Origin of the sequence: Autumnicola musiva, assembly GCF_031846585.1 — a bacterium.
Classification (GTDB): Bacteria; Bacteroidota; Bacteroidia; order Flavobacteriales; family Flavobacteriaceae; genus Autumnicola; species Autumnicola musiva.
Genome location: NZ_JAVRHK010000003.1, coordinates 354,536 through 374,486 on the forward strand (window position 1 = coordinate 354,536; position 19,951 = coordinate 374,486).

The following is a 19,951-nucleotide window of genomic DNA, read 5'->3' on the forward strand; positions in this document are numbered from 1 at the left end:
TTTACTTTTACAAATGTATTGGTTTTTTCTATAGTATATCTATTTTTTCTTATAGCACATGCTAAAAAACCACAGCAGCCATCCTGGCACTGTGGTTTGAGATACTTGATAAAACTCTAAAAGAGTATTACTATTTCACGTATTCCTTTATCAAAAGCAAATTTGGAATCGTTCCATTGTGGTGGTCCGTAAGACATGGAATTTCCGGAGGTGCCATAATCTTCCATCGGCATTCCGCTGCTGTCAAAATCCATACGCTTGTTTCCATTTTTATCATGTAATGCAATAATGGCATAAGTTCCTTCCGGGACTTTTTCAAAAGTAGCCGTAGCCACTCCATCTTTAATCTTACTTAAAACACGAAATTCCGGTTCTGCTTTCATAAAGGTATTTTCGGTATACATTCCGAATAAAATTTCTCCTTCATCACCGGTTATATTATTAATGGTGACGATGATTTTCTCTTTTTCTTCCTGATTTTCCTGAGCATTTACCAAATTGAAGAATAATGCGGCTGCTAATACTACTAAAGTTTTCATAGTTACTGGTTTGAAGTTGATGCCCCAAATATATTCTGAAGCAGAACCTTCACAGAAAACGTTTTGCTGAACTGTAGAATTTAGTTGCTGAGCCGCAATTTTATAAAATGCCGCGGGCTTTAATTTCCAGGTATTTATTTATAGTATTGACGCTGAGGTCTTCGGGTTTGGTTAAAACCGTCTGAATCCCGTTACGCTGAAGTTCTTTGGCCATTCTGTTTTTATCGTAAGAAAACTGCTCGGCAATTGTCTGGTGAGCACTTACCGGAACAGAATCGGCTTCTGCATCAATAAGTTTTTGAACTTCGGTGTTTTCAAAAAATATAACCACTAAAACGTGCTTTTTGGCCAATGCTTTTAAATATGGAAGCTGTCTCTTTAGGCCCGAGATATGCTCAAAATTGGTGTACAACAATAGTAGGCTTCTATGGTTTATATGTTTATTGATATTTGCATACAACAGGCTATAATTAGAATCCCTGAAGCCGGTCTTGATTTTATAAAGTGTTTCCAGAATCCTGTTTAGCTGGCTTAATTTAGAATTTGCCGCTAATATATATTCAATTTTGTTGGAGAAACTTACGAGGCCTACTTTGTCTTTTTTCTTTAAAGCCACGTTGGAAAAAGCAAGCGAACTGTTAATGGCATAATCCAAAAGGCTCAGTCCTTTAAAAGGCATTTTCATTACCCTCCCCGCATCAATTATGGAATATACCGGCTGCGCCTTTTCATCCTGAAACTGGTTCACCATCAGGTTTCCCTGTTTTGCAGTCGCTTTCCAGTTAATGGTGCGCACATCATCCCCGCTTACATATTCCTTAATCTGTTCAAACTCCATCGTATGTCCAATCCTGCGGATTTTCTTAATCCCTGGCTGGGAAATCTTGTTATCGATGGCCAGGAAATCCAGCTTTTTCATTTGGATAAACGAGGGATAAACTTTCACCACCTGGTCTTCATCAAATACCTGGCGTTTTTTTACCAGTTTCAGATGGGTGGATACATAAATATTCAGTTTTCCGAAAATATACTCCCCCCGGTGCAAAGGTCTTACAATATATTCGAAAGTATGTTTTCCTTTAGCGGGAATCTGAAACTTCTTCAGAAAATCCCGCTTTTGAAACTGAACGGGCAGCTCATCTATAACTTCACAAAAAACATTGAATTTATAATTATTCTGAAGCTTAAGAACTATTGGATTTTTATCTGAATTTGAAAATTTTTCAGGTAAAATTCTTTCTGCTGTTATGCCTTGATTTTTGAATAATGTGATTATGTCCAGCAGCAGAAAAACCAGAAGGAGAACGGTAAAAATCCATGCGGTAAAATATAAAAATTCAAACCAATAGGAAAAAAGGAAGATTATGGCAATGCTGAAAAGTGCCACAAAAACCCTTTGGGTAAAATATAAAGATTTGAAGAATTTAATCACTTACCTCGGAATTTCAACAGATTGGGTAATCATTTCAATAACATTTTTAGTGGTCATGCCTTCCATTTCCCTGTCCGGTGAAAGGATTATCCTGTGGCCCAGCACAGGATTAAGCGTACGTTTAATATCTTCCGGAATAACAAAATCCCGGCCATTGATTGCCGCAAAAGCTTTGGAAGCATTCATTACTGCTATGGAAGCCCTGGGAGATGCACCAAGGTATAAATGCGGGTGCTGCCTTGTTTTTCCAACGAGCTGGGCGATATAAGTGAGCAGTTTCTCTTCAACAATTATCTCGTGAATCTGCGTTTTTAAATTGTTTAGTTGTTCGGGATTCAACACAGGTTCAATATTGGCTTCAGGCAATCTTCCTTTTCTTTCGTGATGCGACTGTAGAATTTTCACTTCATCTTCTTCAGAAGGATAACCCACTTCAATTTTGAATAAAAACCTGTCCAGCTGTGCTTCCGGCAGGGCATAAGTGCCTTCCTGCTCAATAGGGTTCTGCGTGGCGAGAACCATAAAAGGAGCTTCCATGGTGTGTTTTTTTCCATCTATGGTGATCTGTCGTTCTTCCATCACTTCAAATAGCGCGGCCTGTGTTTTGGCAGGAGCCCGGTTAATCTCATCTATCAGGATAACATTGGAAAATACAGGCCCTGGTTTAAACTCAAATTCGGAATTTTTCATGTTAAGTACTGAAGTTCCCAGAACATCGCTTGGCATAAGGTCTGGCGTAAACTGGATCCTGCTGAAGCCTGTTTCCAAACTTTTTGCGAATAACTTGGCAGTAACTGTTTTTGCCACGCCGGGCACACCTTCAATAAGCACATGCCCGTTTGAAAGTAAACCCACAATAAGAAGTTCTACAAACTCGTCCTGCCCCACAATTACCTTTGCCAGCTGTTCCTTCAGTTTTTCCACGGAATACCTTAATTCTTCAAGCGGCACACGGCTGCTAAAGTTTAGCTCCTCATTTTGTATTTCCTCCTTAGGTTGTATCTCTTCGTTTTCCATCTTTTAAATCTTTAAAACTGTTGATCGCGCGGCTAAGCTGAAGAAATTCTTCTTTGCTTACCTCTTTTTTATTTTTAAGGCGATCTATTTTATTAAATAATTCTTCGGCATCTTCCGGCTCTTTTTCTACTCTTGCAGCCAGGTTTTTGTAAAATTCCTTTCCGGCTTCCTGGGTAGAGAGACGATAGTTTATCCGGATAAATTCTAAAAATAATTCAATTTTTTTATCTGTAAGTTCTTTATACCGCTTTTGCTCAAGGTACAAATCTGCCACTGTTTGAGTGAATTCGTAAGTTTGGTTTTGTGGCGGTTTTACTACGGGGATTGGCCGCTGCTTCCTTTTTCCTTCAAAAACAATAAAGAGTACACCTGCAATAATCACAAAATAATATGCCCATTTTAAGGATCGGCTGCTTAGCAGAATGTAAAGCGGGGAAGAATAAAAGGCTTTTCCAGATTTATAATAAGCATCCCAAAATATTTTGCCACCGGGATGGAGGTAAGACAAAACTTTTTCGGCATATTCATAATTACCGTCTGAGAGTATAAAATAATTGCTAAACGCCTGCGGACTTGTATGTAACAGGATCTCGCCGTCCCCGTAAGGCACTTTAATAAAATTAACTTTTTCTTCTTCATGGTCAATATCATCTTCAAGGCCTGCCACTCCCAGAACCACATGTTGCGCCGTATCTATTTTGCTGAAGAAAATGGCATCTATATTATGGTTTAGTTTATAAGCAGTGTCGCTCTTAAGTTCAGGATTTACAAGGTTGAAGCGTGGCGCTGAAGTAAAATCTTTTTCGCTCATAAATTCACTGGTTTCAATATCCAGTGTATCCAGTAAATTAAGGCTTAGGTAATTTGCAGAAAGAAAAGCAGAATTTCCTTTTTTTACCCATTCCAGTAAATCCTCCAGTTCGTTATCGTCTAATGCGATGTAATGATTCAGGAAAAAATAGGTGCCGCCGGGCACACTGTCCTGCTGAAAAAATTCATAAGGCGGAATATTAATTTCTTCAATTTTGGTCGACTTGCTGTTTTTCCAGCTTTCAAAGAACACAAAACTTCCCAGGGGAATTTTATCTTTGGCGGTATAACTTGGGGTCCAGTTCACCGGTTCCGGCTCGATGGCCTCCATATATGTTAGCGCAAGAATAAGTAGCACAAACAGGGCAAATGTTATTTTGAAAGTTTTATTCATGTGCCGGATTTTTCAAAATATCATCCATTTGGGCGAAACCTTTTTGAGCAAGACGGAATTCTGTTTCTGAAACTTTAAAATCCCCGTACCATACAAATTCGTAAAGCCTGGTGATTTTACGAAATTGCTGCTTTACATTTTCAGTGGAAATCTCAGCCAAATAATCCTCATTTGTCTTTTGAAACTGATAAGAAATCACTCCGAGCTCATCCATCTTTTTTAAATCAAGAAGATAGTAGTAGCGCACTGCCAGGCGATATTGGTTATTTTGGATAGCCTCTTCAATTAATTTACCAATATCTTTAGACTGGATAATTTCTTCCTCTTCAGATAAAAACACTTTGGACTCTGCAGGTCTTTCCAGCAGGGACCTTCCCGGATCCAGTTTTGTGATTAACCAGAAAACAAATCCCAGTACCGCGGCCAGGATAATGTATGGTAGTATTCTTATGATAAAGTGCAAAATCCCGCCGGGAGTATATTCTCCAAACAACCAATTCAGAAATTGTTCATATTTTAGATTTAGCCATTTTTTAAACCTGGTCCACCAGGAATCCGTTTCGGTTCTGTTTAGATATTCAAACTCCGGCTGACTTTTAAAGTTTTCAATCTGCTCTTCATCAAAAGAAGTTTTGTGAAGTGCAGGCGTATGGTCATATTGAATTTCAGCAATGGAATCACCGGTATTTTCTGCCTGGGAAAAGACATTTCCGAAGCAAAAAATAGTGAGTAAAAGTGCTAAAATAAGTCTATACATTATTCGTGTTTTCCCAAATTTTCTATTGATTCAAAAGTTCCCGTTAAATTTTTCTTCTCATTCAAATTGAAATAAACGAAGGAAAGTCCCAATGGAAGAATCGAATATAAAATATATTGAAATATAGAGGCAATTATAGATAACAGCATGTAAACCCAGTCAAAAACTCCTGAAATATCTCCTGCAGAATTTTCCTGAAAGACCGTAAACATTTTGATAATGGTATAAATGAGCAGGGGAAGCTGAAAAATAAAACTGATGACATAGATTAGCAAAACAACAACAAAAATGGTAAAAAATGTAATCCACCAATTGTCTTTTACCAGTTGAAAAGCTTCCGAAATACTGTCGGTTACATTTGTTCTCCTGAAAACAAGGATTGCAGCACTAAGTCCTAGCGGCACACTTATATAAATGCCGGGAATTAGAAATAGGATTAGGCCGGCAAGGGTTAAAATCCATACGATAAGTTGTAGGCCAACCAGTTTCCCTATATCTTTTTTAAGTCCCCGGCCTACTTCAGCCTGTACCACTTCACCGTTGTTGGCCATGTAAGACCTTACATAATGTAGTACTGTGCCATTAAGAACTGCCGAATATAATAATACGGATACGGCTAAAATTATTACTGCCAGAATAACCTCTCCTTCATTAAAGGCTCCTGTACTAAATACCGGGCTTCCCACCGTGGAATAGGTATAATATGTTACGGCAGCAATAAGAAGGATAAAAGCAGGGGTAACGAATTTGAAAAAGCTGGCGAAGAAAGTTTTGTAGTTTTCCCTTAGAAACTTAAACAGAACACTAAGGATATCGCCCAATTCCCTTTGTTGCTTAAATTTGATGTATTTGCTGTTCATTGCTTGATTTTTTATTATGTAGATAGATTGGATAGAAAACGTAGTAAAACAGGATTAGGCACAAAGAAAGTAAAATAATGGCTATGGCAAGCCAGTCCGGCATTTGAGTTATGCGGGTAACAAAACCTTCCAGTAAACCTGCGATAATAAAAAAAGGAATGGTACTGATTATTATTTTTAATCCGCTTTTTATTCCTGAAGTAAAAGAGCGTAACCTTGAATAAGTGCCGGGAAACAGAATACTATTTCCTACCACAAGGCCGGCGCATCCCGCCACGATAATAACAGAAATTTCAATGGTACCATGTATCCAGATAGTTCTGGCCGATTCCCAAAGCAATCCTTTGTCGTAGAAAAAATACTGGAAAGAACCCAGCATCACGGCATTTTGCATGAGTATAAAAGCCGTGCCCAGGCCGGCAAGAATTCCCAGCGTAAAGGCAAATAACCCCACCCTTATGTTGTTAATTGTAATTCCCAGGAACATATCGATTTCTGCTGCCTGTTTATAAACGGCCATAGGATCATTATTGGCAATATTTTCGAGGGTCATGTTTACATAAGCATCACCAAGGATTCCCCGTACAAAGGCGCCATCACTGGCCGCAGAAAAAGCACCAACCACGGCAAAGAGGGCAAATATGAGAAAACTCAGCAATAGTTGCTTTTGATGGTGGTAAAAGAACAGCGGAAATTCTTCAGTAAAAAATGAGATAAACCTGTTTTTTGACTCCTTCTTGTTCCTGTACATTTTCTGATGTGCGGCCGAAGCTATTTCATTCAGGTAAAGTACAGTATTGCTTTGTGGATAAAAGGTTTGGGCGTAGCTTAAATCGTCACTTACTTCAACATAAACAGCAGAGAGTTGCTCCGGGGGAATAGCGGTTTTATTTTTAAGGAGGCTTTCAAACTTCAACCATTTATCCTTATTTTGCTTCACAAAGGCGGCCTCGCGCATGTTTTTTCAATTAGAGGACTCAAAGTAACATATTAAATGGATAATTTTCAAATAGAAACTGCTCAAAATATAAGTATAAACCAAAATGTGGCGGGAGTGGGAGAGCGTATTGTGGCCTTTATCGTAGATAGTTTTATTCTGGTGCTTTACGGAATTTTTATGGGACTTATTATTTCCGGAACAAATCTGGACCGGGGGGGCGATATGATGTATTACCTGGTGTTGGGATTACCTATTTTTTTATATTACTTGCTATGGGAAACTTTCTGGAACGGACAGACCCCGGGAAAAGCAGCCATGCAGATACGGGTGGTGATGGAAGACGGCTCCCGGCCTTCTTTTGCCAATTATCTTATACGATGGCTTTTGCGGTTTGTGGATATTAGCCTTACCAGTGGGGCAGTGGCCGTTGTGGTTATTTTGCTGAATGGTAAAGGGCAGCGGCTGGGCGACATTGCAGCCAGGACAACGGTAATTACAGAAAAGCGCAAAATAGGTATCTCTAGTACACTGGCGGTAGATCTTCCAAAGGATTACACCCCAAAATATCCGCAGGTAACGGTATTAAAGGATGCTGATGTACAGGAAATTAAAGGTATTTTCAGAAAGGCTAAAATTAATGGGAATCACCAGGTTATTTTAATGCTGGCAAAAAAAGTTTCCGAACTTCTGGATGTGGAATATGAAGAAAATCCTATGGATTTTTTAAACAGGGTTGTTTCCGATTATAATTATTATACGCAGCAGTAAAAGAGGAGATTATTGGGCTCCGTTGGCTCTCCGCTCACAATGGTGCATTGCTGCGCTCTATTGCACTTTCAAAATCATTCAATAATCTCCACATCTATATAAACATTATCAATTGGCCATTCGGATTGTCCCGTTTCTACCTGTACAATTTTTTCAGCAACATCCATTCCGTTCGTTACCTCCCCAAATACCGTGTGATCGTTGTTAAGATGTGGCGAACCACCTTTGTCCATAACAATAAAAAATTCATAAGGCGAAGAAGCCTTACTCACGTTCTGCTCACTATATTTTGCTGCGGAAAAAGCACCATAGGTATGTTTGTGGCCGGCATCAAACTCACTGGGAATAAGATAAGAACCAATGTCATGCCGCATTTCATTTGTACTTATATTATCTGAATTTCCTCCCTGTATAACGAAGCCCGGTGCAACGCGGTGAAAGTAAGTGTCATTAAAATAGCCTTTTTTCACCAGCATTATAAAATTGGCCCGGTGCAATGGAGTATCTCTGAAAAGCCTGACTTCAATATCTCCAAAACTGGTTTTTATCCTAACTCTGTTTTCCGGGTTCTTTTTTCCATATTCTGTTAAAAAAGGAATCAGTTTTTCCTGTGGAATAGGATAGGCATCACCTAATGCTTCTTCTGTTTCTTCTTTTTCTTCGGAAATATTTTCAGCAACACCAGTTGCGGTAGAATCGGCATTTTGAATCTTTTCGGCTACTGTTTCTGCTGCACTTTTCTGAGAAGATTTATTATCTTCACAACTTGCGAAAAACGAAACGGAAAAAATTAAAATTATAAAATGGCTGGGTCTCATGAATTTCGAAATCTTTAAATCAAGAATCTCAAAATTAAAAAAAATAGGGCTACCCGGCGAACCTGCACACCATAAATTAGCTCCGCAAATGCGAATTGATGAATTGGCTAATACAGATATGGGTAATCTTAAATCAAACAAAGCAGGAGTAATGGCCCTGTTTTATCCGGATAATTCCTCCCAAACAAATATGGTTTTAATCCTGCGGAAAACATATAAAGGAGTACACTCAAACCAAATTGGTTTTCCCGGTGGCCGGGTTGAAATGACAGATGGAAACCTTGAGGAAACCGCATTAAGGGAAACCGAAGAAGAAATAGGAGTTCCCAGGAAAGATATATCCATCATTAAAAAATTGACTGAACTTTACATCCCGCCGAGCAATTTTTGGGTCTACCCGTATATGGGAATCACTGAAAAAACTCCGATTTTGATTCGGCAGGAATCTGAAGTGGAAGCTATTCTTGAAGTGAAACTGGAGCATTTTATGGATGACATAAATATGGTAAAACACCGGTTGAGTACTTCTTACGCAAAAAACATTGAAGTTCCTGCTTTTAAGCTAAATGATCATATTGTATGGGGAGCTACGGGGATGATGTTGAGTGAATTGAAGGAAATGTTACGGCAGGTGCTGTAAGGCAGGAATTCTTATATTTGCTCCCGCTCAGGCAGCAGATAAATTTAGTGATTAAACATGGGCTTGTTTAAAAAAAATCCTTTCGGTCATATTTTATTTTTGAAGAAGTGGCTTATCCGCATTTTTGGCGTGATGACACACAGGAGGTACCGCGGATTTAATGAGCTGAAAATTGAAGGTTCCGAAATAATTAAAAACCTTCCCGATAACAATGTGCTTTTCGTTTCCAACCACCAAACCTATTTTGCAGATGTGGTTGCAATGTTTCATGTTTTTAACGCCAGCCTTAGCGGTAGGGAGGATTCCATCAAAAATGTGGGATATATCTGGCAGCCTAAAATGAATATTTATTATGTGGCTGCCAAAGAAACCATGCGCGCAGGGCTTTTAACCCGGATAATGGCTTATGCCGGGGCAATTACCGTTGAGCGTACCTGGCGGGAAAAAGGCCAGGAAATCCAAAGAGATGTTAACCCCCAGGATTTTGAAAATATTGGCGAAGCACTGAAGGACGGCTGGGTTATCACTTTTCCTCAGGGTACCACCAAACCTTTTAAACCAATTAGAAAAGGTACGGCCCATATTATTAAAAATTATAAACCAATTGTTATTCCTATCGTAATTGATGGTTTTCGCAGATCTTTTGATAAAAAAGGACTCCGCATCAAAAAACGCGGAATTCTCCAGTCTTTCCAGATAAAGAAGCCTTTGCAAATAGATTATGAAAACGAATCTATTGAAGAAATTGTAGAAAAACTGGAGTACGCAATTGAGCAACATTCATCATTCCTGAAAGTTATTCCTGCTCAAGAGCTGAACGCCATGGAAGAGCTTAATAAGAAGCGGGAATGGGAATATTAGGAAGTTGAAAATTATGTTTAAATGAACTTCAATTTTCCATATTTCTAAATTCATATTTCAAACAACCACCCCGCCCTACGGCCACCCCTCCTTAAAAAGGATGGGAGCTTTTATTCTGGAGGTTTAAATTTTTAATTCGGAATTTTGAATTCATTAAAATTCATTCAGAAGAAGGAAAAAACCAGAAAAAGAAAGTTTTCCATTGTACATTTTCAAATCTTTTCTTCATTATTTTCAAACTTTGAAACTCTACCTTAATTTCACACATCCAGTTTCTGGAGTTCTTTATAGTTCCGGTTTAATCTTCTTAATAAAATTCCGTAAATAAGCCTGTAGAATAACCAGATAAGCCCCATTAATAAAGCGAGACCTATAATTATCATAAAGGATAATTTTATCCATGCCAGTGTATTAAAGTTATAGTTGGTAGCAGCCGTAACTTCTGCCGTTGCGCTATGATGATCAATAATAAAATACAGGGAAATAAGGCCGGTAATTGCAGATCCAATAAGTATAAAGGCGATATAATACTTCACCGTTTTCCGGGTTTTTAGAATATTCTTCATCAATTCGGCAGCACTGTCGGTAGAATTGATCCTTCTATAGTTCCTGTAAAACTGAAATATGAAAATAAGCGTAATTAGGTAGCCTATAATATTGGAAACAATGGTAAATTCGGTTAGCTCTAGTTCTTCAATTTCCTTCCAGTAGTTCTTATCAATAACAGCAATATCCAATATGGCCCAGAATAAAAACTCCAGGATACTTATGATAAATATCCATTTTACAATAGAAGAAGATTTCTTCCATATCATGTTATAAATTTCATCATAAGAAAGGCGGGGGAGATTTGCTTCCCTGCTTTTCCAGTCTTTTTTTAGTAAATCCAATCCATCCATTTCTCCACTACGGATTTAATATTGTTCTTAATTTTGTTTTTACCCTATTCATCTTCACTCTTGCATTTACCTCGGAAATTCCCAATGTTTCTGAAATTTCCCTGTAATTTTTGTCTTCCAGGTAGAGAAAAACCAGTGCCTTTTCAATATCGTTTAGCTCTTTAATAGCATCATACATCAGTTTAATTTGTTGCTCTTCTTCATCGTTATATTCTTCAGCTTTTATTTTAAAATGAACAGTATCGTAATCCTGAGTCTGTATTCCGCGCTTTTTCTTACGATAAAGTGTAATTGCTGTATTAAGCGCAACCCTGTACATCCAGGTACTAAATTTTGCATCACCACGAAATTTAGGATAAGCTTTCCATAGCTGAATGGTGATTTCCTGAAATAAATCGTTGTGTGAAGCCTGATCGTTTGTGTAGATACGACATATCTTATGCGCTATATTCTGGTTTTTTTCCAGATTTTTCACAAACTGATGTTCTAATTCCTTGTTCACAATAATAGGTTGGCTTTTATTGGTAGTCTTCGCAACTATAATGTTACAAAAAAGTATAAAGTATAGTTAATGCCTCAGCATTTTTTCTCTCCCATAAGCAGAAATCTTAAATTTGAGTAAAACCAACTAATACATGAATATTCCTAAATCAGATCTGCCCAGGGTAGTAATAATAGGAGGAGGTTTTGCCGGAATGTCTCTTGCCCGAAAACTGCTAAAGGAGGATGTGCAAATGGTGTTGCTGGACAAGCATAATTACCATACATTTCAGCCTTTGCTATATCAGGTATCTACGGCCAGCCTGGAACCGGATTCTATCGCTTACCCCTTAAGAAAAATAACAAGGGACAGTAAAAGGTGCTTTTTTCGACTTACTGAAGTTTCTTCTATCTCGCCTGAAAAAAATCTTATACATACTAATATTGGCGATATTGTATATGATTATCTGATAATTGCAACGGGTACAAAGACTAATTTCTTCGGAAATAAAAGTATTGAGAAGAATGGGATGTGGATGAAAACTGTTCCGCAGGCCCTGAATATTCGTAGCCTCATTCTTGAAAATCTTGAGCAAGCGGTGATTACTGATAATGAAGAAGAAAGAAGGGCATTATTAAATTTTGTTATTGTTGGCGCAGGTCCCACCGGTGTAGAAATGAGCGGTGCTATTGCAGAGCTTAGAAATAACATTGTTCCCAAAGATTATCCCGATATTGATCCTAATGAAATGAATATCCACCTTCTTGAAGGTTTGGGTCGTGTATTACCTCCCATGAGCGAGGAATCTTCTGTAAAAGCAGAGAAATTTCTTAAGGAATTAGGTGTACATATCCATCTGAACACCATGGTGGAAAATTACGATGGAAATCTGGTGAAAACCAATACTGACCTTTCCTTAAAAACAGCAACTTTTATTTGGTCTGCCGGTGTAACCGGTGCACCGGTGAAAGGATTAAATGCTTCAGCGATTGTAGATAAAGCGAATCGTTATGAGGTAAATACTTTTAACCAGGTTAATGGTTATGAAAATATATTCGCAATTGGTGATATTGCACTGATGCAAAGTGAGGAATTTCCAAAAGGTCATCCAATGGTTGCCCAGCCGGCTATTCAGCAGGGGAAACATCTTGCCAGAAATATTATTAGGCTTATAAAAGGAGAAAAACTGGAACCTTTTAATTACAATGATAAAGGTACAATGGCAACGGTGGGAAGAAATCGTGCAGTGGTAGATATGGGAAAATTAAAATTTGGAGGTTTCCTTGCCTGGTTTATCTGGATGTTTGTCCACCTTTGGTTTCTTATAGGCTTTAGAAATAGATTAGTTACCTTTTTTAATTGGGTGTACAATTACATTAAGTTCGATAAAGCAGCAAGGCTTATTGTGCGGCCTTTTAAAGCGAATAGAAAAATTATGGAAGTTGATGATGATGTGTAACCATCGCTTTTAATCTTTCAACTACTTTCTATTTTAAAAAAGACATCGAGTGCTGAAATGTTCTATTTTGGCACTCGGTGTTTTTTTATCTTCTCATCCTTCACAAACTGGCTCTAGCTACTTTTTTAGAAGCTTTTGTTTTAATATCTACTTTTAACCATTTTAATTTTCACTTTCTGATTTGATGGTCAAGCGCTTTTTTGATTCTAAAGAAGGGATTATTTACAGTTAGCTAAAGAATAGTCAATTTTTACAATGTGAAGATTCTCTATTCCTGTAGAATAAAATTAGCTTTAGGTTTACGAAATTTTGATCTTATTTCCTTCTGTAACAGTTCAGCCTCAAAAATTGACATTTCAGAAAATCAATTTTTTGATATAAGAACAATAAGTTGAAATTAGCAAATAATTGTACAGCATAAATGAAATTGACTGGTAAAATATTAAAGGTTTCGGTTCTTATTGCAGTAGTAGTGAGGTTACTGGATTCTGTTTTTAATGCCAGGATGGGTAAACTTCTAAATTGGGAAATTTGGGGGATTTATCTCTTTTATTCATTTGTCCTGACGGCCATCAATGGCTCCTATTTCAAATATTTTAACCGGAAAATCGGTTGGGGCAGGGCAGGGGTGAAACGCGTACTTTTTGCTTCCGCCGGTTCCATAGTTCTTACTCTTATCGGGTTTTTCTTTTGCCGGCTTATAGATAATATAATTTTTAGAGGAGTGGAATTAAGTACGTTTCTTCAGAAGGAAGAGTTGAGGTATTACTTCCCACCGTTATTATTTACGATCATAGTTTCGCTTGTGTTTCACCTTATTTACTTTTATAAAGCCCTTCAGGAACAGAAAATTACCGAACAAAAAATTATTGCTGGTACAGCTTCAGCAAAATTCGAGAGCCTTAAAAATCAGATAGATCCGCATTTCTTGTTTAATAGCCTTAATGTACTTACCGCACTTATTGATGAAAATGCTGAACAGGCCCAAAAATTTACCACATCACTTTCTAAAATTTATCGCTATGTTCTGGAACAAAAGGATAAAGAGCTGGTAAGCCTGGAAGAGGAGCTGTCTTTTGCTGTTACTTATATGAAGTTACTAAAAACGCGCTTTGAGAACAGTATATTTTATGAAGTGGAGGAGAATCTTGATATTCCTGAAGCCAAAGTAGTGCCACTGTCTTTGCAGCTACTTTTGGAAAACACAATCAAACATAATGTGGTAAGTGAAAAGAGGCCTCTAAAGATCAGGATTTATGTGGAAGATAGATATTTAATTATTAAAAACAACCTTCAAAAGAAAGAGGTGGTGCAGCAAAGAAAAGGAGTGGGCCTTCAAAACATAGTAAACCGTTATGCTCTGATGACCAGGAGGAAGGTAGTGATAGAAGAAAAGAGAGAATATTTTAAAGTAAGATTACCAATATTAACTAAACAAATTTCAAATATGAAGATTTTTGAAACTAACCGGGGTGAGGCTTATTTTAGAGCCAGTCAAAGGGTAAAGGAAATTAAGGAATTTTATGGAAATCTGATTTCATACTGCGTGGTAATTCCTTTTCTTATATTTATTAATTATTATACCTACTGGAGGTTTCAGTGGTTTTGGTTCCCGCTGTTCGGATGGGGAATAGGACTCGCCATCCACGGTTTTTCGGTATTTGGCTATGGTTCAGATTGGGAAGAACGTAAGATAAGGGAAATAATGGAAAAAGGGAATCAGCAAAAATGGAAGTGATGAAAAATATTAGTGAGAATATGAGCTATAGGGCTGCAAAAAAGAAAGCAAAGGAGATTAAAGGTTTTTATGTTCATCTGCTTGTATATTCCTTTGTCAATATAGCAATTATTGCAGTAGCGTTTTATCAGGATGAGCATTGGGGTGCTCTTAAGGAAATTTGGACCTATTCAACTGCCTTTTTCTGGGGAATTGGTGTATTTGCACATTGGGCAAGTATATTTGGTCCCAATATTTTCTTTGGAAAATCATGGGAAGAGCGTAAAGTGCGGGAAATAATGAGCAAAGAGGAAAGAAAAACCTGGGAATAAGTGGAATATTAAAGATATGATTAAAGCACTGATAATAGAAGATGAAAAACCCTCAGCGCGGCGCCTGCAACGAATGCTGAAAAAGATTGGTGTGGAAGTGATTTCTACACTGCATTCAGTAGAGGAGAGTACATCCTGGCTGTTACAGCATGAGCAAACTGAGCTTATATTCTTGGATATTCAACTTAGCGATGGCCTCTCCTTTGAAATTTTTGAGAATGTTGAGGTAGACAGTGCAATAATATTTACAACTGCTTATGATGAATACGCTTTAAAAGCATTTAAGCTGAACAGTATAGATTATTTGCTGAAGCCGATTGATGAAGAGGAATTGGAAAAAGCTGTGGACAAATACCAGTCGAATAGGAATTACTCCCGGCAAAACCTGGATATGAAAAACCTGAAATCGCTGCTAAATTTTTCGGCTTCAGAATATAAAAAGCGGTTTACAGTGCCAGTGGGACAACATCTCAGGCTGATTAGTGTAGAGGAAATAAGTTGTTTTTATTCTGAAAGTAAAACAACCTACGTTCATACGTTAGACGGGCGTAATTACCCTCTTGACATTTCTCTGGAGAATTTGGAACAGCAGCTAAATCCCGAAAAGTTTTTCAAGATCAGTCGGCAGGCCATTATAAACGTTAAAACAATTGAAGATATTATAGCTTATTCCAATTCACGACTTAGGCTCAAGGTGCAGTCTTTTCGGGGCTTCCCATTAATTGTTAGTAGAGAAAAAGTGAAAGAGTTTAAAAGATGGCTTACGTAGAATGTTAAAATTGCCTATTTGAAAAACCACAGGGAATTAATCTCCGTATATATAAGTGAAGCTCAAAGAGATAATGAATTTAGTAATGATTCTTTTTGGCGAATTCAATACTTTGAGTTTTAATTTTTTTTGGTTGGTTATAGAAAGGCTTGTTCGTTGGGGGCAGGCCTTTCTTCTTTGCCTAATATTTAATTAAGGAGTTCCAACAGTTCCCATTACGTATAGTTGATCCATAGTAGGAGTTTCACTACCTCCTTCGGGTTCCAGGGTAATACCAAAAGCTTCAGAGTTATTGGCATTGCGTAATTGGAAAACCTTATTTTCATCTTCTGCAAAATCACTCAACAAGCCTATGCTGGTAGGTCTTAAAGGCTGCACGGTAAGAGACCAAACCTGATAAACCTTACCACGTGGAGGTTCAGGAAGTCCCTGGGCATCTATAAAAGCCTGGTTCGCATCGATATTCCAGAAAACGGTTGCATAAGAATCTGGTGCAACAGCTTGTCCTGCAAGTTGTATTCTTGTGGTATTTCTGTCTCTTATAATAGCCAATAATTCTTCAGCTCTTTCGGCGTTTTCCCGGGCATCTGCTATTTGTTGTTCCATTTGCGCATTTCTGGTCTGCTCTCTTTTTAAAGCCTCACGTAGATCATTATTTTGGTTAAAAAGAAAGAATAATCCAATAAGAAGCAGAAGACTTGCTGCCCATCCCATGTACGTGAAAATGCTTGAAGTTTTGCGGTGTAAGGGAACAGTTTTTTCTTTTTTGGCTGCAATTTTAGATTTGATGGAAGCCAGCAAAGATTCAGGATTGTATGGAGCAACGGAAACAGCAAGTTGAGAAAGTGCTTTCTCAATCTCTTCTACTTCCTCCCTTATTTCAGGATGTTTCTTAAGTTCGCGGGAAACCTCACGACTTTCCTCTTCACTTAGTGCCCCGCACACATAAAGTTCAAGAATTCCCGATGATATGTATTCATGTAAATCCATATTATTCTAGTACAAGCTCCCTTAAACTTTTTATACAGGCACGGTTTTTTGTTTTTACAGTTCCCAGTGGCATTTTTAATTCTTCTGCGGTTTCTTTTTGGGTAAATCCCTGGAAGAAGAGCAAATCAATTAGCTTTTTACATACCGGTTCAATAGCATTTAAAAATTTTTTAATCCCTATTGCATCTGTGGCGGCCGCATAATTAGTTCTGGTCTCCAAAATATCTACGAAATTATCCGGTTGCAGGTTTTGTCTTTTATTTTTGAAATCTTTCGAGCGTAGTTTATCTATTGACGCATTCCTTGCAATATTTAAAATCCAGGTGAAAAATCTTCCTTTATCAGAATCGTATGAAGATGCATTGTTCCATATTTTCATATAAACATCCTGCAAAATTTCTTCCGCGACTTTTTCATCTTTAACAATTGCGAAAATTATACCGTAGGTGCTTTCAGAATATAGCTGATAGATACGTTCAAAAGCCCGTTCATTTCCATTTTGAAGCTCTTGGATAAGGCCATCTTGTTGCATGAGGAATATTAAGGTTCTGTAAATATATAAAAATAAACTTCTACAATAAAAAAAGCAGCCAATCAGCTGCTTTTTTATTTTTATTTTGATACAGGTATTACATGGTTATTTCTCCACAGCCTACTCTTGTACCGGCATCTCCCGATGGTTGTGATGTGTAATCATCTACACCATCATGAACAATAACTGCTTTTCCAACAATGTTTTTATTAGGATCATCACATCCAATACACCATTGGTCCGTACTCATACTTACAGTACCTTCTCCGTTACTATTTACTTCAAAGTTACCAATATCACCACGGTGATATCCTTCTTCATCTCCCCACTCACCATGAGGTTCGTTAGTTGGATTCCAATGACCGCCGGCAGAAGATCCATCCTCAGCAGAACAATCTGCATTTTCATGAATATGGATAGCATGGGTTCCTTCAGGTAATCCATTTATGGTTCCTTCCATTGCTACTTCTCCGTTTTCTTCTGTAAAAGTAACGGTGCCGGAAAGTTCACTACCACTTTTAGCCTGAAGGTCTACAGTGATTTCCTGCGTTTGTTCAGATTCAGCATTTGTTTGCTGTTCCATTTCCGAAGTTTCCTCCGCATCCATTTGATTTACTGCGTCATTCTCTCCCTGGTTGTTTTTACAACCTACAATAAAGATAGAAGCGCAAAATAATAATGTTAAGCTAATACGTTTCATAATTTTAGGTTTGGTTTTAGTAATTTTCTACCTCTAAATTAAATGGAATGATAGCATCCACCAAAGTTTTAAGTATAGCTTAACAATGGAATAAGGTCTATATGAGGCCAGTAATATTGTGGAAACAGAAAAAGGGGATTATAATATTTTGGTTTTTACCTGTATTTTTCCGGTAAGGCTTTTATGTACAGGACATTTATCGGCAATTTCCAAAAGCCTTTCTTTCTGTTCTTTATTAAGGTTGCCACTAATTACAATCTCTCTTAGAAAGGTATCAATTTTACTATCTTCTTCTTCACAATTGTGGCAGTCGAACGCGTGCTGCTTTGCATAATCTATATGTGTTTCCACGTTTTGAAGAGGCCATTTTTTTCTACGGGCATACATTTGTAATGTCATAGAAGTACAGGCAGCGAGTCCCGCCGAAATTAACTCATATGGCGTAGGGCCATAATTATTGCCTCCAATTTTAACAGGTTCATCTGCTATAAAATTATGTATACCGGTTTTAATCTCTGTAGTGAGGCCCTCGTTACCCAGATTTGCCACAGTTTGATGATCGGTTTCCAAATCCACCTCTTCTTCTGCAGGGATATAGCGTTCTGCCCATGATGCAATTAGCTTTCCTGCGTAAGCCGGGTATTTCTGGTCATTTAATAGATGATCTGCACCATCCAGAGAAACAAAGCTCTTGGGGTGGCTAAGCACTGAATACAGCTCTTCGGCATTTTTTATTTCAACAATTGCATCTTGAGGAGAGTGCATTATGAGCACAGCTTTATCTAAATTTTCAAGTTTTTGCTGAAGGTCATGTTGGTGCAAATCCTCCAGGAACTGCTTTTTTATTTTAAAAGATCTGCCACCTATATTCACCATGGCATCTGCGTCTTTTTGCAGATTTTCCATCTGTTCTGCCAAGAGTCCTTTAACATGGGTCACGGTAGAGGGCGCAGCAATGGTGGCTACAGCCTTCACAGAAGAAATCTTTTCTGAAGCCATTAAGACGGCAGCTCCCCCAAGAGAATGTCCTACTAAAACAGATGGGGCATTATATTCTTTTTCAAGAAATTCTGCGGCGGCAATTAGGTCTTCAATATTACCTGAAAAATTGGTGTCAGAAAAATCTCCTTCGCTTTCTCCCAGGCCTGTAAAATCAAACCTCAAAACTCCAAAACCCTGTGAGGCCAGATTCCTGCTGATGACCTTTGGTGCAAAGAAGTTTTTATTGCAGGTGAAGCAATGGGCGAAGAGTACAAAATTCTGCGGCTTTTGATTGGTGGGAACCTCCATATATCCTGAAAGCTTATTCCCGTTTTTATTATTGAATGTAACTTTAGATGTCCTCATAGTATCTGCTTTGAAATTGATAAAATAGAAAAATTAATTGGGTTGAGAAAAGTAAAAGAGGCATTCCGGAAGTTAATTATGAACTTCCGGAATGCCTCTTTTAGAATCAGCTGAAAAAATAATTTATTCCAGTTCCTTTATTTTAATATTTCTGTAAGAAACCTGATTTCCATGATCCTGAAGTGCAATATGACCGGTGTCACTTTTACCGAAATCTTCCCATTCAGCAAATTTAGATTTACCAACCATTTCCTTCCATTTTTCACCTTTAACTGGAAACTCTGCCACCTTTGTGCCGTTTAAAGTTACACTGCCTTTATTTGTTTCGTGGTTAATCATGATGGTTTGTTTATTCCATTCTCCTGCAGGTTTGGTCACATCTTCACTTGCCGGTACCATATCATATAAAGCTCCAGATTGACGTATGGCTCCATTTTTGGCGTCCGGGTGCCTTTGATTATCCAGCACCTGAATTTCAGGACCGGTATAGTACGGCTCATGGTATTTCTCCATTTCCTGAACTCCCCACATCACACCGCTATTACCTCCTTGAGAAATTTTCCATTCAAAATTTAGTTCAAAATTTTTGTACTGTTTCCTGGAAATTAGATTTTCAGAACCTTCTCGCTCTCCTTCAGCAGGAGTGAAAACAATAGTGTTTCCTTCTTTTTTCCATTGATCTGAAACAGAATCGGAATTGTATGCCTTCCATTGATCCAGGTTTTCCCCGGCAGTTAGATCTTCCCATTCGTTTTGATCTGTATTCATAGCCTGTTCTTCATTTATTGGTTCTTCCAGCTGATTTTCTGTTTCGCTGTTGTTTTTACAGCCCGCAGCAAATATTACCAAAGCAATTAAACCTGCATTTAATTTATTCATTAGTTTCAAC

22 protein-coding genes are annotated in these 19,951 nt (G+C 37.9%); 7 read left to right on the forward strand and 15 right to left on the reverse strand.

Annotated features, from left to right (window positions below; translation table 11 throughout):
* Positions 1-116: 116 nt before the first annotated feature.
* From RM539_RS06495 to RM539_RS06525, 7 genes are all read right to left on the reverse strand, one after another.
* Positions 117-539 carry a DUF2141 domain-containing protein gene (locus RM539_RS06495; RefSeq protein ID WP_311502566.1) on the reverse strand — a complete coding sequence of 141 codons (423 nt, stop codon included), beginning with the start codon at positions 537-539 and terminating at the stop codon, positions 117-119.
* A gap of 100 nt (positions 540-639) precedes the next feature.
* Positions 640-1,971, reverse strand: coding sequence for a DUF58 domain-containing protein (locus tag RM539_RS06500; protein WP_311502567.1), 1,332 nt, complete (start codon positions 1,969-1,971; stop codon positions 640-642).
* Positions 1,972-2,988: an AAA family ATPase gene (locus RM539_RS06505; RefSeq protein ID WP_311502568.1), complete on the reverse strand. Its 1,017-nt coding sequence runs from the start codon at positions 2,986-2,988 to the stop codon at positions 1,972-1,974. It abuts the gene before it with no gap.
* The gene (locus RM539_RS06510; protein WP_311502569.1) at positions 2,963-4,192 is read right to left on the reverse strand and encodes a DUF4350 domain-containing protein; all 1,230 of its coding nucleotides are present in this window, start codon (positions 4,190-4,192) and stop codon (positions 2,963-2,965) included. The genes RM539_RS06505 and RM539_RS06510 overlap by 26 nt, the downstream gene beginning before the upstream one ends.
* Positions 4,185-4,949 carry a DUF4129 domain-containing protein gene (locus RM539_RS06515; RefSeq protein ID WP_311502570.1) on the reverse strand — a complete coding sequence of 255 codons (765 nt, stop codon included), beginning with the start codon at positions 4,947-4,949 and terminating at the stop codon, positions 4,185-4,187. Before RM539_RS06515 ends, RM539_RS06510 begins: the two co-directional genes overlap by 8 nt.
* Positions 4,949-5,809 (reverse strand): hypothetical protein, encoded by an 861-nt coding sequence (locus tag RM539_RS06520; RefSeq protein WP_311502571.1) that lies wholly within the window; start codon positions 5,807-5,809, stop codon positions 4,949-4,951. Before RM539_RS06520 ends, RM539_RS06515 begins: the two co-directional genes overlap by 1 nt.
* Positions 5,784-6,767, reverse strand: a complete 984-nt coding sequence (locus RM539_RS06525) for a stage II sporulation protein M (RefSeq protein WP_311502572.1) — start codon at positions 6,765-6,767, stop codon at positions 5,784-5,786. The genes RM539_RS06520 and RM539_RS06525 overlap by 26 nt, the downstream gene beginning before the upstream one ends.
* Positions 6,768-6,803: 36 nt before the next feature.
* Between RM539_RS06525 and RM539_RS06530 the strand changes: the two genes are divergently transcribed.
* Positions 6,804-7,517 (forward strand): RDD family protein, encoded by a 714-nt coding sequence (locus tag RM539_RS06530; protein WP_311502573.1) that lies wholly within the window; start codon positions 6,804-6,806, stop codon positions 7,515-7,517.
* Positions 7,518-7,591: 74 nt separating this feature from the next.
* On the opposite strand, the gene RM539_RS06535 is transcribed toward RM539_RS06530, so the two are convergent.
* Positions 7,592-8,335, reverse strand: a complete 744-nt coding sequence (locus RM539_RS06535; protein ID WP_311502574.1) for a peptidylprolyl isomerase — start codon at positions 8,333-8,335, stop codon at positions 7,592-7,594.
* On the opposite strand from RM539_RS06535, the gene RM539_RS06540 reads away from it, so the two are divergent.
* Positions 8,334-8,975 carry an NUDIX hydrolase gene (locus RM539_RS06540; RefSeq protein WP_311502575.1) on the forward strand — a complete coding sequence of 214 codons (642 nt, stop codon included), beginning with the start codon at positions 8,334-8,336 and terminating at the stop codon, positions 8,973-8,975. The genes RM539_RS06535 and RM539_RS06540 overlap by 2 nt on opposite strands.
* Before the next feature lie 57 nt (positions 8,976-9,032).
* Positions 9,033-9,836 (forward strand): lysophospholipid acyltransferase family protein, encoded by an 804-nt coding sequence (locus tag RM539_RS06545; RefSeq protein ID WP_311502576.1) that lies wholly within the window; start codon positions 9,033-9,035, stop codon positions 9,834-9,836.
* 260 nt (positions 9,837-10,096) lie between these two features.
* On the opposite strand, the gene RM539_RS06550 is transcribed toward RM539_RS06545, so the two are convergent.
* Together RM539_RS06550 and RM539_RS06555 are read right to left on the reverse strand one after the other, a co-directional pair.
* Positions 10,097-10,735: a DUF8845 family protein gene (locus RM539_RS06550; protein WP_311502577.1), complete on the reverse strand. Its 639-nt coding sequence runs from the start codon at positions 10,733-10,735 to the stop codon at positions 10,097-10,099.
* A gap of 7 nt (positions 10,736-10,742) precedes the next feature.
* Positions 10,743-11,237, reverse strand: coding sequence for an RNA polymerase sigma factor (locus tag RM539_RS06555; RefSeq protein WP_311502578.1), 495 nt, complete (start codon positions 11,235-11,237; stop codon positions 10,743-10,745).
* A 133-nt stretch (positions 11,238-11,370) separates the two neighbouring features.
* On the opposite strand from RM539_RS06555, the gene RM539_RS06560 reads away from it, so the two are divergent.
* The 4 genes from RM539_RS06560 (at position 11,371) to RM539_RS06575 (ending at position 15,493) form a co-directional block, all read left to right on the forward strand.
* Entirely contained in the window at positions 11,371-12,675 is a 1,305-nt protein-coding gene (locus tag RM539_RS06560; RefSeq protein ID WP_311502579.1) for an NAD(P)/FAD-dependent oxidoreductase, read from the forward strand.
* 421 nt (positions 12,676-13,096) lie between these two features.
* The gene (locus RM539_RS06565) at positions 13,097-14,413 is read left to right on the forward strand and encodes a 2TM domain-containing protein (RefSeq protein ID WP_311502580.1); all 1,317 of its coding nucleotides are present in this window, start codon (positions 13,097-13,099) and stop codon (positions 14,411-14,413) included.
* Positions 14,413-14,724 (forward strand): 2TM domain-containing protein, encoded by a 312-nt coding sequence (locus RM539_RS06570; RefSeq protein WP_311502581.1) that lies wholly within the window; start codon positions 14,413-14,415, stop codon positions 14,722-14,724. Before RM539_RS06565 ends, RM539_RS06570 begins: the two co-directional genes overlap by 1 nt.
* A gap of 16 nt (positions 14,725-14,740) precedes the next feature.
* The gene (locus RM539_RS06575; protein WP_432264613.1) at positions 14,741-15,493 is read left to right on the forward strand and encodes a LytR/AlgR family response regulator transcription factor; all 753 of its coding nucleotides are present in this window, start codon (positions 14,741-14,743) and stop codon (positions 15,491-15,493) included.
* Between the two features lie 192 nt (positions 15,494-15,685).
* On the opposite strand, the gene RM539_RS06580 is transcribed toward RM539_RS06575, so the two are convergent.
* The 5 genes from RM539_RS06580 to RM539_RS06600 all read right to left on the reverse strand — a co-directional run bounded on the left by RM539_RS06580 (position 15,686) and on the right by RM539_RS06600 (position 19,941).
* Positions 15,686-16,483, reverse strand: a complete 798-nt coding sequence (locus RM539_RS06580) for an anti-sigma factor (protein WP_311502582.1) — start codon at positions 16,481-16,483, stop codon at positions 15,686-15,688.
* A 1-nt stretch (position 16,484) separates the two neighbouring features.
* A complete protein-coding gene (locus RM539_RS06585) occupies positions 16,485-17,015 on the reverse strand; it encodes an RNA polymerase sigma factor (RefSeq protein WP_311502583.1) in 531 nt (176 codons plus the stop codon).
* A 97-nt stretch (positions 17,016-17,112) separates the two neighbouring features.
* Positions 17,113-17,715 (reverse strand): superoxide dismutase family protein, encoded by a 603-nt coding sequence (locus tag RM539_RS06590; RefSeq protein WP_311502584.1) that lies wholly within the window; start codon positions 17,713-17,715, stop codon positions 17,113-17,115.
* A 138-nt stretch (positions 17,716-17,853) separates the two neighbouring features.
* A complete protein-coding gene (locus RM539_RS06595; RefSeq protein ID WP_311502585.1) occupies positions 17,854-19,062 on the reverse strand; it encodes a bifunctional alpha/beta hydrolase/OsmC family protein in 1,209 nt (402 codons plus the stop codon).
* Positions 19,063-19,185: 123 nt separating this feature from the next.
* A complete protein-coding gene (locus RM539_RS06600) occupies positions 19,186-19,941 on the reverse strand; it encodes a 3-keto-disaccharide hydrolase (RefSeq protein WP_311502586.1) in 756 nt (251 codons plus the stop codon).
* Between the last annotated feature and the right edge of the window lie 10 nt (positions 19,942-19,951).

Excerpts from the sequence above, each read along its gene's own strand:
- RM539_RS06515 (WP_311502570.1), bottom strand. The coding sequence starts at position 4,949 with ATGTATAGACTTATTTTAGCACTTTTACTCACTATTTTTTGCTTCGGA.
- RM539_RS06525 (WP_311502572.1), bottom strand. The coding sequence starts at position 6,767 with ATGCGCGAGGCCGCCTTTGTGAAGCAAAATAAGGATAAATGGTTGAAG.
- RM539_RS06565 (WP_311502580.1), top strand. The coding sequence starts at position 13,097 with ATGAAATTGACTGGTAAAATATTAAAGGTTTCGGTTCTTATTGCAGTA.
- RM539_RS06495 (WP_311502566.1), bottom strand. The coding sequence starts at position 539 with ATGAAAACTTTAGTAGTATTAGCAGCCGCATTATTCTTCAATTTGGTA.
- RM539_RS06595 (WP_311502585.1), bottom strand. The coding sequence starts at position 19,062 with ATGAGGACATCTAAAGTTACATTCAATAATAAAAACGGGAATAAGCTT.
- RM539_RS06550 (WP_311502577.1), bottom strand. The coding sequence starts at position 10,735 with ATGGATGGATTGGATTTACTAAAAAAAGACTGGAAAAGCAGGGAAGCA.
- RM539_RS06580 (WP_311502582.1), bottom strand. The coding sequence starts at position 16,483 with ATGGATTTACATGAATACATATCATCGGGAATTCTTGAACTTTATGTG.
- RM539_RS06540 (WP_311502575.1), top strand. The coding sequence starts at position 8,334 with ATGAATTTCGAAATCTTTAAATCAAGAATCTCAAAATTAAAAAAAATA.
- RM539_RS06520 (WP_311502571.1), bottom strand. The coding sequence starts at position 5,809 with ATGAACAGCAAATACATCAAATTTAAGCAACAAAGGGAATTGGGCGAT.
- RM539_RS06570 (WP_311502581.1), top strand. The coding sequence starts at position 14,413 with ATGAAAAATATTAGTGAGAATATGAGCTATAGGGCTGCAAAAAAGAAA.
- RM539_RS06585 (WP_311502583.1), bottom strand. The coding sequence starts at position 17,015 with ATGCAACAAGATGGCCTTATCCAAGAGCTTCAAAATGGAAATGAACGG.
- RM539_RS06530 (WP_311502573.1), top strand. The coding sequence starts at position 6,804 with ATGGATAATTTTCAAATAGAAACTGCTCAAAATATAAGTATAAACCAA.
- RM539_RS06590 (WP_311502584.1), bottom strand. The coding sequence starts at position 17,715 with ATGAAACGTATTAGCTTAACATTATTATTTTGCGCTTCTATCTTTATT.
- RM539_RS06545 (WP_311502576.1), top strand. The coding sequence starts at position 9,033 with ATGGGCTTGTTTAAAAAAAATCCTTTCGGTCATATTTTATTTTTGAAG.
- RM539_RS06600 (WP_311502586.1), bottom strand. The coding sequence starts at position 19,941 with ATGAATAAATTAAATGCAGGTTTAATTGCTTTGGTAATATTTGCTGCG.
- RM539_RS06510 (WP_311502569.1), bottom strand. The coding sequence starts at position 4,192 with ATGAATAAAACTTTCAAAATAACATTTGCCCTGTTTGTGCTACTTATT.
- RM539_RS06505 (WP_311502568.1), bottom strand. The coding sequence starts at position 2,988 with ATGGAAAACGAAGAGATACAACCTAAGGAGGAAATACAAAATGAGGAG.
- RM539_RS06535 (WP_311502574.1), bottom strand. The coding sequence starts at position 8,335 with ATGAGACCCAGCCATTTTATAATTTTAATTTTTTCCGTTTCGTTTTTC.
- RM539_RS06575 (WP_432264613.1), top strand. The coding sequence starts at position 14,741 with ATGATTAAAGCACTGATAATAGAAGATGAAAAACCCTCAGCGCGGCGC.
- RM539_RS06560 (WP_311502579.1), top strand. The coding sequence starts at position 11,371 with ATGAATATTCCTAAATCAGATCTGCCCAGGGTAGTAATAATAGGAGGA.